This window comes from Halalkalibaculum sp. DA3122 (assembly GCF_043951865.1).
GTDB lineage: Bacteria > Bacteroidota > Rhodothermia > Balneolales > Balneolaceae > JAMQKA01.
The window spans coordinates 1-16,338 of record NZ_JBINJF010000013.1 but is presented as its reverse complement, the minus strand read 5'-3'; the positions used below and the strand labels follow the sequence as shown (position 1 = coordinate 16,338).

12 protein-coding genes are annotated in these 16,338 nt (G+C 51.6%); 2 read left to right on the top strand and 10 right to left on the bottom strand.

The genetic code is table 11. The features are described 5' to 3' along the window. Positions 1-218 precede the first annotated feature (218 nt). Together ACG2F4_RS10335 and ACG2F4_RS10330 are read right to left on the bottom strand one after the other, a co-directional pair. Positions 219-1,640 carry a pyridoxal phosphate-dependent decarboxylase family protein gene (locus ACG2F4_RS10335; protein ID WP_395260448.1) on the bottom strand — a complete coding sequence of 474 codons (1,422 nt, stop codon included), beginning with the start codon at positions 1,638-1,640 and terminating at the stop codon, positions 219-221. Positions 1,641-1,650: 10 nt separating this feature from the next. Beyond that, on the bottom strand, positions 1,651-2,949 hold the full coding sequence (locus ACG2F4_RS10330) for an NCS2 family permease (RefSeq protein WP_395260577.1): 1,299 nt from the start codon (positions 2,947-2,949) through the stop codon (positions 1,651-1,653). Between the two features lie 64 nt (positions 2,950-3,013). On the opposite strand from ACG2F4_RS10330, the gene nfi reads away from it, so the two are divergent. Then, positions 3,014-3,715, top strand: coding sequence for a deoxyribonuclease V (gene nfi / locus ACG2F4_RS10325; RefSeq protein WP_395260445.1), 702 nt, complete (start codon positions 3,014-3,016; stop codon positions 3,713-3,715). 62 nt (positions 3,716-3,777) lie between these two features. Here nfi and ACG2F4_RS10320 read toward each other — a convergent pair whose 3' ends face one another. Next, complete coding sequence (locus ACG2F4_RS10320; protein WP_395260442.1) at positions 3,778-5,043, bottom strand: HD domain-containing protein; 1,266 nt, start codon at positions 5,041-5,043, stop codon at positions 3,778-3,780. 348 nt (positions 5,044-5,391) lie between these two features. Continuing rightward, entirely contained in the window at positions 5,392-5,838 is a 447-nt protein-coding gene (locus tag ACG2F4_RS10315; protein WP_395260440.1) for an acyl-CoA thioesterase, read from the bottom strand. Positions 5,839-6,016: 178 nt separating this feature from the next. Between ACG2F4_RS10315 and ACG2F4_RS10310 the strand changes: the two genes are divergently transcribed. Next, positions 6,017-7,093, top strand: coding sequence for a M42 family metallopeptidase (locus ACG2F4_RS10310; protein WP_395260437.1), 1,077 nt, complete (start codon positions 6,017-6,019; stop codon positions 7,091-7,093). Positions 7,094-7,283: 190 nt separating this feature from the next. Here ACG2F4_RS10310 and ACG2F4_RS10305 read toward each other — a convergent pair whose 3' ends face one another. The 6 genes from ACG2F4_RS10305 to ACG2F4_RS10280 form a co-directional block, all read right to left on the bottom strand. Next, positions 7,284-7,757, bottom strand: coding sequence for a hypothetical protein (locus tag ACG2F4_RS10305; RefSeq protein WP_395260435.1), 474 nt, complete (start codon positions 7,755-7,757; stop codon positions 7,284-7,286). 571 nt (positions 7,758-8,328) lie between these two features. Further along, entirely contained in the window at positions 8,329-10,476 is a 2,148-nt protein-coding gene (locus tag ACG2F4_RS10300) for a fasciclin domain-containing protein (protein ID WP_395260433.1), read from the bottom strand. A 120-nt stretch (positions 10,477-10,596) separates the two neighbouring features. Then, positions 10,597-13,374 carry a carboxypeptidase-like regulatory domain-containing protein gene (locus ACG2F4_RS10295; protein ID WP_395260430.1) on the bottom strand — a complete coding sequence of 926 codons (2,778 nt, stop codon included), beginning with the start codon at positions 13,372-13,374 and terminating at the stop codon, positions 10,597-10,599. Positions 13,375-13,384: 10 nt separating this feature from the next. Further along, entirely contained in the window at positions 13,385-14,356 is a 972-nt protein-coding gene (locus tag ACG2F4_RS10290) for a FecR family protein (RefSeq protein WP_395260428.1), read from the bottom strand. After that, positions 14,346-14,921 (bottom strand): RNA polymerase sigma-70 factor, encoded by a 576-nt coding sequence (locus ACG2F4_RS10285; RefSeq protein WP_395260426.1) that lies wholly within the window; start codon positions 14,919-14,921, stop codon positions 14,346-14,348. The genes ACG2F4_RS10290 and ACG2F4_RS10285 overlap by 11 nt, the downstream gene beginning before the upstream one ends. Before the next feature lie 218 nt (positions 14,922-15,139). Beyond that, on the bottom strand, positions 15,140-16,081 hold the full coding sequence (locus ACG2F4_RS10280; protein ID WP_395260424.1) for an L-threonylcarbamoyladenylate synthase: 942 nt from the start codon (positions 16,079-16,081) through the stop codon (positions 15,140-15,142). Positions 16,082-16,338 lie beyond the last annotated feature (257 nt).

The following is a 16,338-nucleotide window of genomic DNA, read 5'->3' as shown; positions in this document are numbered from 1 at the left end:
TATAAAGATAAGCAATACTGGCGAATTCCAAGAGCCATTTTAAAAGCCGGGGATTTTTCCGCAGACCTGGCAAGAGCGAATTCGAAAAAGAGCTGATGCCCTGTGAATACACATTTTAAATTCGTGCAAAAAAAACAGGGTTGACAATTAAAAATACTTGTGTAAAACCCTCTTGACAATATCCGGTATATGTAAGAAAAAATGAGCGGATGTGCGGGCTATTCACGAAGTTTTGCCGCCTGTTCAGATATTACATTCCAGGCCTGTTCCACATGTCGCTGTTCCACGTGAGTATTTCCTATCACCATGCGGAGGGTATATCGCCCGCTGAGTTTTGTATGGGTGATAAAGAGCTCTCCGGTCTTATTTATTTGTTCCAAGAGTGTTTTGTTTAGTCGGTTTAATTTTTTTTCATCGGAAAGATGGGCCGGATGGTAGCGGAAACAGAGGAGGTTAAACGGCACCGGAGCCAGCAGTTCAAAATTGGGCGCCTGCCGGATGGCCTGTTCCAGATCCTGCGCCAGCTTGATATGCAAACGAATTTTTTCCTGCAGTCCCTTTACCCCGAAATCGCGGATGACAAACCAGAGTTTGAGCGCTCGAAACCGACGGCCAAGCTGAATGCCCCAGTCGCGATAATTCCTGACCCGCTTATCCTCTGCCGTTTTCAGGTATTCCGGCATGATTTCAAATGTTCGCACCAGCAGGGACTGGTCTCGTACAAAGAACGCAGAGCAGTCGAAATTGGTAAACATCCATTTGTGGGGATTAAAGACGAATGAATTTACCTGCTCTATCCCCTCAATCATGGTCCGGTGCTCGGGTAGCAGCAGGGCAGTTCCGGCATAGGCGGCATCTACATGGAGAAAGATGTCGTACCGCCTGCAAATGTCGGCAATCTCCGGTAGCGAATCGACAGCCGTGGATCCGGTGGTGCCCAATGTTGCTACCACGCATGTAGGTTCAATGCCCTGCTTCAGGTCAGCCTGGATCTTTTTTTCCAGGGCTTGGATATTTATCGAAAAATCGCTGTTGACCGGAATCTTCCGTAAATACTTGTGCCCGAAACCGGCGATTTTCACATCCTTTTCTATGGAGGAATGTGTCTCGGAAGAGCAGTACACGGCCAGGGGGCGGCGGGAGGAAAATCCCGCCTTATTAACTTCAAAATCAGTGGCCTGTTCGCGGGCCATCAAAAGTGCGGCCAGGGTAGAGGTGGAAGCGGTATCCTGGATAACCCCGGAAAAATGGGCAGGCAACCCGATCATGTCACGCAGCCATTCCATTACGCGCTCCTCCAGTTCCGTGGCGGCGGGGGAGGTCACCCAGCTCATGCACTGGGCACCGAGCGTTGCGGTCAGCATCTCCGCCAGCACGGACGGGTAGCTTTTATTGGCGGGGAAGTATCCCATGAAGCTGGGACTCTCCCAGTGTGTCATTCCCGGCATGATGACCTGTTGAAAGTCTTTAAAGATTTTATCGAAAGATTCGCCGCTGTCGGGAGGAGATTCGGGCAGCTGTTGTATTATGTCACCGGGCTGGACCTCCGGTTTTACGGGGTAGTCTTCGACCTGCTCAAAATAGTCGGCCATCCAGTCTGCCAGCTTGTGTGCTTCCTTGCGAAATTGGGTTGAATCCATATCAAAAATGTTACATGGTGAGAAAGATATTCAGAACTGAAAAGATCCCGATGATCCACATCACCGGGGCGATCTCTTTTGCACGGCCGGTGACAAGCTTAATCAGGATGAATGAAATAAAGCCGAAGGTAAGTCCCATGCTGATGCTGTAGGTCAGCGGCATCAGGCTGATGGTCATGAAAGCGGGAACGAGGTCTTCCAGGTTCTCAAACTGGATCTCCCGCAGGTTCCTGAACATAAACAATCCCACGATGATCAACGCGGGAGCAGTGGCATAACCCGGTATTACGGCTATAACCGGAGCGAAGAAAAGGGCGGCCAGGAAAAGCAGGGCGACGGTGACCGCCGTAAGTCCCGTGCGTCCCCCTTCTTCAATGCCGGAGGCCGATTCCACATAGGTGGTCGTAGTGCTGGTGCCCAGCAGGGCGCCAATCGAGGTAGCGATGGCATCGGCCCCAAGCATTTTGCTGATGTTCTTGATGCTGCCGTCTTCTTCCACGAGGTCTGCCTCGTAGGAGCAGGCAACGATAGTGCCGACCGAGTCGAACAGATCTACAAACATAAAGGAGAAGATGGCACCAAATAGTCCCCATCGGAGAGCCCCGGCAATATCGAGTTCAAAGGCGGTGGGAGCTATCGATGGAGGCATGGAAATGATGGCCGCGGGCATCTCTATTTCCTGTACCAGGATTCCCAGCCCCGTGGTAACGACAATGCCGGTCAGGATAGAGCCGCGCCACTTGCGCGCTTCCAGGATCAGGGTGACTAGCAGGCCGGTTAGTCCCAGCAGCACCGGGGGACCGAAGGTTCCGAGGGTGACGAGGGTGGAATCACTCTGTACGACCAGTCCCATGTTCTGCAGGCCGATAAATGTGATAAAAAGCCCGATTCCGCCTGGAATCGCCAGCCTGAGTGAGCGGGGAATGGAATTGACAATTTTTTCACGGAAGCCGAAAGCGGCAAGCACCAGGAAGGCGATGCCGGAGATAAATACAACCCCCAGCGCGGTCTGCCAGCTGAGTCCTTCTCCCACTACCAGCGTGTAGGCAAAAAAAGCGTTGAGGCCCATGCCCGGGGCCATCGCCAGCGGTACGTTGATCCACAGGCCCATCAGCAGCGTACCGACACAGGCCGTCAGAGCAGTTACGGTAATAAGGGCTCCTTTGTCCATTCCCGCCTCCGCCAGTATATTCGGATTCACGGCAATGATGTAGGCCATCGTCAGGAAGGTCGTAAACCCGGCTACGATCTCCCGGCGAATCGTGGTATTATGCTGACTCAGCTTGAAAAAATTATTGAGCATGATTATAAACAATTCAAGTTGGAGGCCGCCCCGATATCATCAGTTAAGCAAATTTTTTGACCGATACAACATGGTTTCACCCGGAACAACCGATTACGAAAATATCACACCCAGTGAGGCGATCCAAATTCAGCATCAGCTTGGCGATCGAATTGAGTTGAGTCCCCACAAAGGGGAAGTTCGTACGGTGGGTGGGGCCGATATCTCCTTTAACCGGGGATCGGATACGGTTCACGCCGGAATTGTGGTATTGTCGATACCGGATCTTAATATACGGGCCCGGTCACTCATTACGACCAACATAAGCTTTCCCTATATCCCGGGTCTGCTGGCTTTCCGTGAGCTGCCAGCCTTGTTGGAGGCATGGAAACAGTGTCGGGTCAAGCCGGAGGTGCTGATCATGGATGGTCACGGCATCGCTCATCCGAGGAGGATGGGCATTGCCACGCACTTCGGGATACTAACCGATCACCCCGCGATAGGATGTGCGAAAAATGTGTTAACCGGCACCTACGACGAACCAGCGACTCAAAAAGGAAGCTATTCGTATCTGACGGAGGGAGAAGAAAAGATCGGGATGGTGCTGCGCAGCCGGACCGATGTGAATCCGATTTTTATCTCCCCGGGACACAAGGTCGATTTTGAGGATACTCTCCGCATCGTGGGAAAAGCGCTCACCAAATACAAGCTGCCGGAAACTACGCGTGCGGCCCACCGGCTCGTAAATGAGTTGCGGAGGGGAGAGCTTGAACCCGGGTATGCCGAGTTTTAACGGGATGTGTTCTTTGGTCGTGAGTCGTGGGTCCTGGGTTGTGAGTTGTGGCCGGGATGGGATTATTGTTCCACATCGAATGCTTTCAGGTGTACGACATAGGGTTTTACGACGGGCTGGGTAAGGGCGATAATATTTTTGGTGTCAGCGGCCTTGGAGAATTCCACTGCCTTGTCTTTCTCTTCCAGGATCCATATTCCTTCGCTTTCGTAGCGGTATGCCTCGCTGTAGCTCTCATCAAATGAGTAGTAGTAGGATGCGGCGTGTTCATCGTGCGGTAACCCCTTTGACTTAAGGTAATCCCTTGTTTTGGCCCGTACCTGGCGGTGCAGCCTTTTACTTTTATTTTTTTTCAGGAAGGTGGTTCTGAACAGGGTGCGTGCCTGGAACCGCCTGCACAGATCGGCCAGGATCGGATCATCAGATTTTTGCCAGTATTTGATACTCATAAAGACATCGTTGTCATCCAGATCGATGAAGTGCTCGATCATCGTTTTTGAGATTCCCTTGTGTGCGCTCGGCTGCTGCTCCAGGAAAAATTTTAGAGCAGGAGAGGGGTAGTAAAGCTCGTGGTCACGGTCGATGAGGTGGTGAACACGGGTAAAGATATTTCGCAGCAGCTTGTCGGCCGCCAGCACTGTTTTGTGCAGGTACACCTGCATGTACATCAACCGCCGGGCCAGGATGTAGTTTTCAATGGCATAAATTCCCTTCTTCTCAATTACGATGTTGCCCTTGTGGACCCGCATGGTTTTTAGAATCCGCTCTATCCCCACCGATCCCTCGTAAACCCCGGTAAAAAAGCTGTCCCGCTTCAGGTAGTCGAGCCGGTCAATATCCAGCTGAGATGAAATAAGCTGGTTTAAAAACGGTTTTTTGGGGTATTGATCGGTAAATATTTTAATGGCCGTGTCCAGCGTCCCCTCCAGCTGCTTGTTGAGCTCTCTCATGATCGCCAGGGTCATCATTTCATGGTGAAAGTCTTCCCTGATCAGGTTGTGCTCCAGCGTGTGGGAGAGGGGGCCGTGCCCCACATCGTGCAGCAGTACTGCAATCAGGGTGCCCTCATATTCGGCGGGACTTATCGTGGTATCTTTTTCCCGCAGGTTATTGAGGATGCGCTGGGCCAGCTCCATCGCCCCGATGGCATGAGAGAAACGTGAGTGTTCGGCGGCGGGGAACACGAGATACCCGAGTCCCATCTGCTTGATGCGTCGCAGCCGCTGCACCCAGGGATGGTCAATCAGCCTCAGGATGGTACCTTTTGGAATGGAGATAAAGCCGTGGATCGGGTCGTTGAATATTTTATACTGGGTGCTCTTGTCCATTATGTACAGCTGTTTTGAAAATATTGCAATTACGTGCGCCAAGGGGCCCGATCCCTCTCGTCTGTCGGGGACCTCTGCCTCGTTTGCAGAAGCTTGGAATATAGTACATAGTTGTTTCTCCCTAAAGTTTTCCCGTAATAGACAGAGCTTTAAAGATTATTTGATGCTCTGTGAATCCCAACAAAACAGAAGGTTTTACAAAGGCCTCTGGGAATAACAGTTTTGTATGACCTACAGGGAAATGGTAAAAAATATGTTTGGGCGTTCCATTTTTTCCAGCTCTCCGCCCGGCTTCTCTGGAAAAAAGAAGAGAGAGGAGAAAACGGGTATCAGGATGGTGCAAAAAAATCACTCAAACAGCGTCTCGTTAAGCACAAATTTATCGCTGTCTCCAATGTCGGGAATGCGGGTCGGGCGTTTTGTCTCCAGGTTAAACCAAACACCCGAGGCCTCAGCCACGGAAAGCAGCGCGTGGTTTTCTGCATCATAAATGGCCTGGAAGCTGGTAATGCTGGTGTTGCCGATACTTTTGATGCCTGAACCGATCAGCAGATCGCCCGGGTACTCGGCCGGTTTAATAAAATCAATATGGAGGCTGGCCAGCACAAAGCTGTACCCGGATTCTATTTTTTTGGAAAGGACCGGTACCTGGCGGATAAAGTGGATACGCGCCTCCTCGTAATAGGTGCTGAAAATGGCATTGTTAACGTGATTTAACGGGTCAAGGTCTCTAAACCTGACGGGTATTGTGATCCAGTGAGGAAAGAGGGCCGGGTGGTGTTCGGGTCGTATCATGTCGTTTGAATTATACTCAAATGGAGACTTTGAAAATGCGATCTTGCAATCTGAAATCAAAACTGGAATCGGCCAAAACTAATTTAGCCAGTCTGTGTTGAATTATTATATTCATGGTTTATGGAAGTGGTTTTAGACGATATCCCACACGCAAGAATATTAACGCAAGTTCAGTTTTATGTACGACAGTCCTGAATATGATTTTTTGGAAGAATTGCTGGTCACCCCAAGTCCCACCGGGTTTGAGTCGGCCGGGCAAAAAGTTTGGATCGACTATGTGGAGACATATGCCGATGAGGTGGAAACAGATGCCTACGGGTCGGCCGTCGCCAGGCTGAATACCAGTTTCGATGTCATTACGGTAATGCTGGAGGCACACTGCGACGAGATCGGCATGATAGTGCAGTATATCACCGATGACGGCTTTATTTATCTGAATAAGCTGGGAGGCAGTGATTCTACCATCGCCCGTGCCAAACGGGTGTTCATCCACACAAAAGATGGGATTGTTGCCGGGGTTGTCGGTAATACCGCAATCCACCTGCAGGACAAGAAAAACGGCGGGGGTGACCAGCCGGCGTGGAAAGATATTTATGTAGATATCGGGGCCTCCAGCAAAGAGGAAGCGCTCAAGATGGTGCAGGTCGGTGACCCGGTAACGTATGCTGATGATTTTGAATTTCTATCGGACCAGATACTGACCGGGCGCGCACTCGACAATCGTATCGGCGGATATATGATTGCCCAGGCGGTTAAAAAGCTGAACGAGCGGCGAGATGAACTCAGGGTGAACGTGCTGGCCCTCAACTCGGTCCAGGAAGAGGTCGGAGGCTACGGGGCCCGCATGATGAGTTTTCGCCACCATCCCGACATGGCCCTGGTGACCGACGTAACCCACGCCACCGATTCTCCCGGTATAAACAACAAAGAGCATGGATTGATCAAGCTGGGTAAAGGTCCCGTCCTGCAGCATGGCGGGGCCAACCATCCCAAAGTGGTGGAATTCCTTGAACAGGTGGCTGAAGAGCTGGATTTCGAAGTGCAGCACGAGGCCAACAGCGTGCGTACCGGCACCGACACCGACAGTATTTTTTATCAAAAAACGGGGATACCCAGTGCCCTGGTATCGCTCCCGCTGCGCTATATGCATTCTCCCGTGGAGACGACTTCGATGAGTGATGTGGATGCCCTTGTCGACCTGATGGTGGAGAGCATCATCGGCCTGGAGCCGGACCAGACCTTTACAACATTTTGATCCTGGGACCTTTGCAGGACCTTCTATGTTGTTGGGAGGTTGTTGTACTACTGGGTGTCAAGCGGGAGTACAACTCCCCCCAGAACGAGGAATTGAGGATATTGCAAAGCGCTCATTCCTTAAACCTGGGAGCCTGGCGGTAAAAGTGAAGCCTGGCGATGCGCGTGAACTCGGCGAGAATAAAAAGGGGTCAGGAGTTTTCCTTCATTTTTTGTTTTCTTCGCTTGTAGTTTACCCAGCGTACACCAAATCGTTTCATGTTTACCTTGTCGCGAAATTCTTTCGCCTTCTCCATCGCCTTTTCATAGTTTTCTTCGTAATTGTCTTCATCAGGAATACCGGCACGGAAGCTCTTTATCTTCTGTTCCCCTTCCTCATTGATGTAGCTAATGCCAAGATATACGACTCCCCGCTTGGTGGTCTTGTGGATGCCGATTTCGCCGGTAACACTGTTTTGATACTGGATTTTTTGGTCTGGATTTCGCGCAATTTCATTCCATTCCCTCAGCCATTCATCCCGGTATTCAATAGCGGCCTGCCGGGCCTCCTCCCAGCTGTCATAATCTCTTCTTCTAAAGCGCTTGCTGAACCGGCGGTGATCTCGTTGAATACGGACCCAATAGCCGCGGAAATCTTTATTGTCGAGCTTTAGAATGTTTTTCATAGGTGCTGTGTACTTCTTTTGTTTCTTGTTGCATTAGTGTTTTGAATCGGGCAGGAACACCATATCACAGGTACAGCATTGCCGTTCTAAACAGTCAGTGGAACGACCTGCCCCGGAGAGATGCCTGAATCCAGAGTCATCCATCCTTTAAAAATACTCGTGTTGTCAATGCCTATTGCCGGGCACAAAACTAGTATTTTCAGCCGGATCCTGCAACACGCAAACATGATCAACCCTGGCGCAGGATGTTATTAACTAACCTGAGTTCTGTATAATGATCGTAACCAGAATGCCTGTTTGTCTTGAGACGGCAAGAAAACAGTCCCTCCTTGAAAGGATGTACCAATCGCGTAGTTTTGCGATTAGGTCGGGAGGTGCAGGTCTGAGATAGAGAAGAACACCCCACCCGCCTTCGGCGGCGCGCCCCTGGAGGGGATATTAAAGGCCTGCCCCGAGAAATCAGCAAACAATGTTAAAGCTGGAAGTTAGAACTCACGATAATTAGGGAGGCAAAAATAAAAGGCCTTCCTTTTCACGGGAAGGCCTCTTGTAGGATGTCATCAGATTGCACCTACTCCGATGGAGGGGATAGAACTCCATCGATGATATGTACAACACCGTTGGTTCCTTCCAGGTCGACGGTTTGAACAATGGCAGCATCGCCATTTATACTTACGGTTCCGTCGTTGTCGATGGAAATCGTTATATCTGCACCGTTGACAGTGGTAGCGGTTTGCCCGTCACTCAAGTCACCGGACAGTACCGCGGAGCCGAGTACGTGGTAAGTGAGAATATCGGCGAGCTCCTGCTGGCTCAGGCCGGATAGGTCCACTCCTTCAAACGCCTCATTGGTAGGGGCGAAGACGGTAAATTCCGACTCGGTATCTGACAGCACGGAAACCAGGTCTGCATCGGCTACAGCGCCCGCAAGCGTACTCAGATCATATCGCTTGCCAACGATGCCGGCGACTGATATGAATTTATTGGGCAGCAGCACCTGGTTAATGGCATGAATGACCCCGTTTGCAGCCTCTATATCAGCATTTACTACCGAGGCTGTTGCATTTACATTTACTTCGCCATTTGCAGTGACAAAGATATCTTCACCGGTCAAAGTGGCCACGGCTTGCTGGGTATCCAGGTCACCAGACATAATATCTGCGGACACGACGTGATATTGCAGGATCTCTGTTAGCTGCTCCTCGGAAAGGCTGGCCAGCAGTCCATCCGGCAGGTTTGTAAAGGCATCATCCGTGGGAGCAAAGACGGTAAATGGTCCCTGGTACTGCAAGGTGGCTTTCAATCCCGTTTGATCCAGGGCATCCACCAGTGTGCTAAAGCTGCCTGCATTTTCAGCCTGGTCCACAATATTCGGTTCGCGGTAGTCGGAGGGCAGCAATACCCCGTCAATAATATGGATCACGCCATTTGTACCTTCAATATCGGCTGTAGTCACAGCAGCACTTCCGTTGATGGTGACCGAACCTTCTTCCGCAGTTATGAGCAGTTCCTCACCCTGGACCGTTTGAACTGTTTGACTCGATTCCAGATCCCCGGAGAGGACTGAGCCTTCAATAACGTGGAAAGTCAGGATGTCAGCGAGTTCTTGCATGGACAAGCCGGAAAGGTCGACTCCCTCAAAAGCGGCATTGCTCGGGGCAAAGACGGTAAATTCAGATTCAGAATCTGAAAGGGTGGCAGCCAGTTCCGCATCCACCACGGCCTGTACAAGCGTTGAGAGCTCGTAGCGTTTTGTGGCGTTTTCTACAATGTTCTGGAAGCGATCAGGCAGCAGCACCTGGTCAACTGCGTGGATCACCCCGTTGCTGGCCTCTACATCTGCGGTGGCAACAGTGGCCGTTCCGTTAACATTGACCTCACCGTTAGCGGTTATGAACAGTTCTTCACCGGTCAGAGAAGCGACCGCTTGCTGCGGGGCAAGATCACCGGACATAACTTCGCTGCCAACCACGTGATATTGCAAAATTTCAGCAAGATCCTCATCCGAGAGGCTGGCCAGCAGTCCATCCGGCAGGTTTGAAAACGCGTCATCGGTCGGGGCAAATACCGTAAACGGACCCTCATACTGAATGGTCGTCTTCAGGTCGGTTTGATCGAGGGCACCCAGGAGCGTGGTAAAATTGCCCAGATCTTCGGCCGTGTCCACAATGTTGGGCTCACGAAACGCCTTGGGCAACAGAACGCCATCCACCACATGGATAACCCCGTTGGAGGCCTGCAGATCGGCAGAAGAAACGACGGCATTACCGTTTATGGTAACCATACCGCCCTCAGAAGTAATGAGCAGTTCTTCTCCCAGAAGGGTTTCTACCGTCTGGCGGGCTTGCAGATCGCCAGACATAATTTCTCCCGGAATGACATGAAATGTCAGGATGTCCGCCAGCTGTTCTGAAGAAAGGCTGGATAGTGTGCCTTCCGGGAGGGCATTAAACGCGGCGTTTGTGGGAGCAAACACGGTGAACGGACCGTCCGATGCGAGCGTGCCTGCCAGCCCGGCATCTGAAATTGCCTGTACGAGTGTGCTCAGGTCGTCACTTGACTCAGCTTGTTCCACGATGTTCATTTCCGTATCGGGTCCCATGCCGTTGCCATCGTCGTCATCGTCACTGCCACAGGCAGTGAGACTAAAAACGAGCGCAACCGACAGGAGCAGGGGAAACGCTCCGACTTTTGACCATAATGTTGTTAGAAAACTCATGTAGGTACCTTGTTGATTTTATTGGGGTTAATTGACAGCGTACATACACGGTTGATCCGGAGGCATGACTAGTTTTTTTAAAAAAAAGTCCAAAAAAGATTGGGAGCCTGCCGGAGATGTCTAAAAGAAAAGTTCAATACTGAGGGAAGGGGTCAGGCCCGGGAGCGTTCGTTCCCGGATTTTGTATTCGGTTCCGCCGCTTGTTGGCTGCGGTACAATCTGTTTTTCCAGCGTATTGTGGTGATCCAGCAGGTTTATGAAATCTGCCCGCACCCGTATCCTGCGGTCGCCCAGGCCGCGTCCATAGCTGATCGACAGATCCAGCTGATGGTAGGGGGGCAGGATGTCATCAGAAGGGGAGGTTACGCTGTGGGAACCGAACCCGGTTTGATTTTGATGTATCGTCAGGTAATCGTAATAAGCCCGCTTGAATGCCCATGAGCGCCCCCAGATACTTTTCCAGCGGAGCGTGGTGGTAAGTCCACCGGCAATATTCCAGTTAACTGAACCCATAAGCTTGTGCGGGTTATTCCACGGAGATTCCATAAACCGACCATCAAACCGATTTGGAATCTTTCGCCTGGCCAGCGTATACTGGTACGAGAGCATCGCCTCCATTTTCCAGGACTCGATAAATTGTGAAATATTGAATCCTGTACCATACGTGTAGCTTTTGCCTGAAACAATGAAATTGATCTGATCCTCAAAATGATCAGTCGTGGATTCGGGAGTGCTCAGCAGGGCATGATAGTTGAGCGCCAGCATGTTGGGCTGCCATTTGTAGAATGTTTCCCAGCGTAGCGCAAGGTGTTCGGTCGGCTCCACAAGCAGTTCCGCTCCCATGTGGTACGCTTTCGGTATATCCGTGGTATAGTCGGCGGGTACCCAGAACCGGTTTGAGGGAACAATGGCGCTGGGACCCACACTGGTTACATCGAACTGGTTGACAAACTGGCGATAAATGCCGGTGGATATGTTTCCTGAAATATACCCGAGCGGTGTCCCCGGTTTGTCGTACTGCAGGGAGAGCCGCGGTTCGGCAAATATTTTCTGGTGGTCCGGGATATAAGTGAAGCGAGTACCGGCTACCAGGTTGGTATTGTAGCTCAGTGCCATCTCGTCATCTATAAATCCGCTGAAAATAAGCTGCGTCTTGCCCGTGGATGTGGGGTGGTAAAACGGATCGGAGAGACTGAAGGCGTAGTCGACAATTTTGGATTCAAGTCCGAATCCCACCGAATGATCGGTGTGGAGACTGTAATCAAAGTTGGCTTCAAAAGTCGTTTCGGTTAAGCGGTTTCGGTCTCCGCTGTGACCCTGGCGGTCCACCAGATTGCCAAGCTGCTCTCTAACCCGATTGATATCACCTGAAGGGGCAACCAGTTGATCACTGTTGGCCATCGCAAAGTGGTGAGAAGAGCGGTGGCTTGAGACAGAGGCACTGAAGGAGGCATTCAGTCGTGAACTGGCAAGCCAGTCGTGCTGGAACGTCCCAATGGTATTCAGCCAGTGATACCCGTCGCGGGTGTACATAAAGTCTGGGACGTCCGATTCGGTATTGTCATTGTGGGACAGGAGCTGGGTCTGCAGGTAGTTTTTTCCCTGGTACAAGCTCAGGGAGGAGGTGTGGAATGCGTTAAACTGCAGCTGATTCCGCATGTGAAAATCGTAAAAGCGGATATCAGAATCGTGGAAAAGAGGCCTGAAACTGGAGGCCACCGAACGGTTTTCAAGCAGAGTTTCAATGAGCAGCGGATCGAGCCTGTCCCACTGTTCCAGCGTACCCGAGAGCGACGGCTTTTGATACCATCGCCAGAAGTTACCCCGACCTGCGATCATGGTCTTCAGCGTAGTTCCGTCAGAAAGATCGGCAGCGAAGTCAACTCTGGCATTTGCATTCAGGGGATCGGCCTGGAGAGTGACTGTATTTTCTGTGTGGTCGGCCAGGTCCTGCTTGACCTCAATAATGCCGGATAGCTGGCTGCCCTCTTCGGCCCCGAAGCCTGCTTTGTGAATAGTAATTTTTTCGAGGGCATAGGGACTAAAAGCCCCGGTCAGGCGCCCCAGGCTTACGGGATTGTAAACCTGAACGCCGTCCAGCAGCACCTGGTGATCGCCGGCCGCTCCCCCCTGCAGGTGAAGGTCGGCTAGCGAGAGACTGAAATTAATCCCCATCACAGCATTTATACTCCGGATGGCGTCGGTACTGCCCGAGTATGATCCCCAGCCGGTGAGATTATTCACCTCTTCGCCTTCCGGACTGTAGTAGGGCAGCCGGGGCTGAATACTGGAGACAATGAGGGGTTCCACAAAAACAGGCCGGGCTTCCAGGTAAAAGCGGCTGGGACTGTCGGTTTGAGCGGGAACTAAAATAGTGTCGCGGACCGCCTTGTATCCCACATAGGTGATCGTGACCTCGTATTTACCGGTCAGCAGCGGAGCTATGGTAAAGCGTCCGGCCCCGTTGGTTGAGGTGCCGGTGGAAGCGTCTGCCAGTAAAATATTTGCCCCATCCAGAGGTTCTCCGGTCGACTTGTCATATACGGCTCCTGCAAAGCTCCCGAACTCGGAGGGGGTGCTGGGCGACTTGATGAGCAGAAAAGTTCCTGAGGAGAGCAGGATGTAATCGAGATTCGTTTCCTGCAAAATATCAGAAAGAATATCTTCGGGCAGCTGGTCTTTCGAGATACTGAAAATTTGCTGATCGTTGAGAAGACCGGGGTTGTAAATGAGGTCGATCCCGGTGGTCTCGACCAGCTCCTTGAGTGCCTGTTCTATGGGGACATCCCGAAAGATCATCGTATGCCGTTTGGTCTGGCCGGTATCCTGCGCGGTTATTTTTGTCGCTGCAAAAGCGAGGAACAGCAGCAGGAAAGTCAGTCTTTTTCCGGGGGTCATGGGTACTCTTTTAACGATATTCGATCACAAAACCATTGTTGATGGCACGATAGCTAATTCCCTGGCTCAGGCATATATCCCTGATGATCTGTTCGGCATCTACCTGGCTGGAGTAGTAGATCGTGAGTGAATCCGTAAGAATATCACGCGCAGTTACCTCAATGGTAATATTAAACCGCCGTTCCAGTTCGGGAATAATCTGGTAAAGCGGGCGGTCCTCGAACATAAATCGCTGTTCTGTCCAGGCCATGACCTGCTGAAGGGAAGCTTTTTCAGGTCGTGCGGGCTTGCGCTCGTTCCTGCGCAGCGTGCTCTGTTCTCCCGGGTTGAGAACAATTGCGTTTTCAGCATCTTCAAGTGCCTGGAATGAGAGCTTTCCCTCTGCGAGCGCCACCTTGGTCTCCGGATTCGGCTCCGACGGCCAGGATCGCAGGTTGAATTCCGTTCCGAGTACCGCTATCGAGGCGTTGAACGTCTGCACGGTAAAGGTCTGGCTGCCCTTTTGTACGTTAAAATAGGCCTCTCCCTCCAGTTGTGTATTGCGGTGCGTGATGCCGTACAGCCTGTTGTAGCTCAGCGTACTGCCGCTGTTCAGCCTGACGCGGGTGTCGTCCGGCAGTTGCACGGTTTGCTGACTGCCGTACGGCGCCGTCACCTCGACGGGCAGAAACAGGTAGGATATGCCCGCCGCGACAAGGATGACTGCCGCAGCCGCCCATCTCCAACTCAGGTAAGAGGTGGAAGTTGGGGAGAGAGAAGCGGAGGAGGTTTGTTCCCGGTCCTCCTGTTCTGTTGCCAGGTTTAGTTCTTTTTTAATATGAGCCAGCGCTTCGTCTTTCTCTTTCCGGGAGATTGACACGTTTCCCGCACTGTCGGCTTTTTTCGCCTCTTTCCAGAGCTGTTCAACCGAAGCCCGATCTTCAGGATCCAGTTTTTTCAGCCAGTAGCTGAGTAGTTCTGATATGTGGTTGTCATTGTTCATACCGTGATTCTCTTTGTTCCCTGAATTGCTCATACTGGCCTTTCAACGTGTTCAAGGCGGCCACAATATGGTTGTTTACCGTCCTGGGGGCTACGTCCATAACCTCTGCAATTTCTTCGTGCGTAAGTCCTTCATACCTGCTCAGCTCAAACGCCTGTTTCTGTCGCCGGGGCAGCGCTTCAATCCACCGCTCCAGGTGCCGGGCCAGTGGCAACTCTTCGGGAAGAACGTCAATTTCGGAATCGGGATCAGCCAGCTGAATATCTTCCATTGAAAGAGAGAACTGCCGGTGATCCCGCAGGTAATTCAAGGCGTTGTTTTTGACCATTCGGTAAATATAGGTTTTCAGCGATTGCGAAGGATCAAGGTCAGCCCGGATGTTCCACAGCTTAATAAAGCTGTTTTGCACGATATCCACAGCAGATGGTTTGTCTTTCGTAAACCGCCACGCATACCTGACATAGATCTCAAACGTCTGATCAAATAGCTCATCCAGAGCGGTCTCATCCGACGTGCGCAGCCGGGAGGCCCAATCCGAAAATTGTTGATCAGATACTGAATCCATGATTGCTTTCCTGGCCCTTAGTACACGGGAAGATCAGGGCATGACTAGTTTTTTTCTTAAAGAAGCATTTTCAACGGGAAAACGTTTGCCAACCAGCTGGAAAGCTCAATTTTTTTTGAAGTGGGAGTCTCCCTACCGGCAAGTGTTACCGGGGGATGATAATCTGTCGCAATAAGAAAGCAAAAGCCGTGGGCAGGTATCTGGCAGGAACGCCCCAATCATCCGATCGCTTTGGAAATACGGTTCACCAGGGCTTCAGTAATCGGGTGTTGTTCCCGGGTTTGGGCATCAAAAGGCTCCACAACTACTTCCTCCAGCCGATTGTGGTCGGCCTGCCGAAACCGGTCATACAGTTCCGTCGCCATTTTTTTATAGTCCTGATGGTAGTGAAGCAGATGTGGTTGTTCCTCCGCCTGCAGAGAATGGACGAGGTACAGCGCATTTTTTTTGTCGGGTGACTCTCCCTCTTCGAGCCAGCGAACAGTGGCTTCCGGTGCATAATGGGAGTATTTGGTCCCGGGACTCCGCGTCGCCTGCTCTCTACCGGCTTCCTGGGTTAAAATAACGTCCAGGCCGGTTATACGCTCAATATCTTTCTTGTCGATGTATCCGGGGCGGTAGATGCGAAGAGGCAGTTCAGATATATCGAGTACTGTCGATTCCAGGCCGATCTGGGTTGCTCCCCCGTCGATGACCGGGAGATCATCTCCAAAATCTTCGGTTACGTGGCTGGCTTTGGTGGGGCTGGGCCTGCCGGACTTGTTGGCGCTCGGCGCAACCAGCGGTCCGGCACGAAAAATAAGCTCCTGGGCCAGCGCGTGGCTCGGCCAACGGAGCGCTACGGTGTCCAGGGCGGCAGTGATGAGATCCAACACATTCGGCTTTTTCTTGAAAATCAGCGTCAGGGGTCCCGGCCAACAGGCCTTCATCAGCTTTGTCGCGTGATCCGGGATGTCAGCCGCAAAGTCGTCTACCAGGTTGCGGGATGCGATATGGACAATCAGCGGGTTATCGGAGGGGCGGCCCTTCAGATCAAATACCTGACGGATCGCATCCGGATTCCAGGCGTCTGCGCCTAGCCCATATACCGTTTCAGTGGGAAAGGCCACGGGATGACCATCTGTTAAAATTTCTATCGCTTTTTCAATTGAAACGTTCATGTTATGCGTACCGTGGTACAAGTGATGGATCTGCCGGTGAAATAGCCAGGAATTGAAGTTGTTACAAAATCACTCCAGGTGTTTTTATTCATTGGAAAGTGACGGAGGCTAGTCCGGATTTCTCACCAAGAAATTTGTTTTTCAGCAAGGCGAAGGGCAAAAGGCCGCGCAGACGTACGTTGGTACGTTGAGCAGGTGATTTGTCCTTCAACGCAGCTGAAAGGCCCATTTCGCAGCCTGTTACAGACTGTAATGAT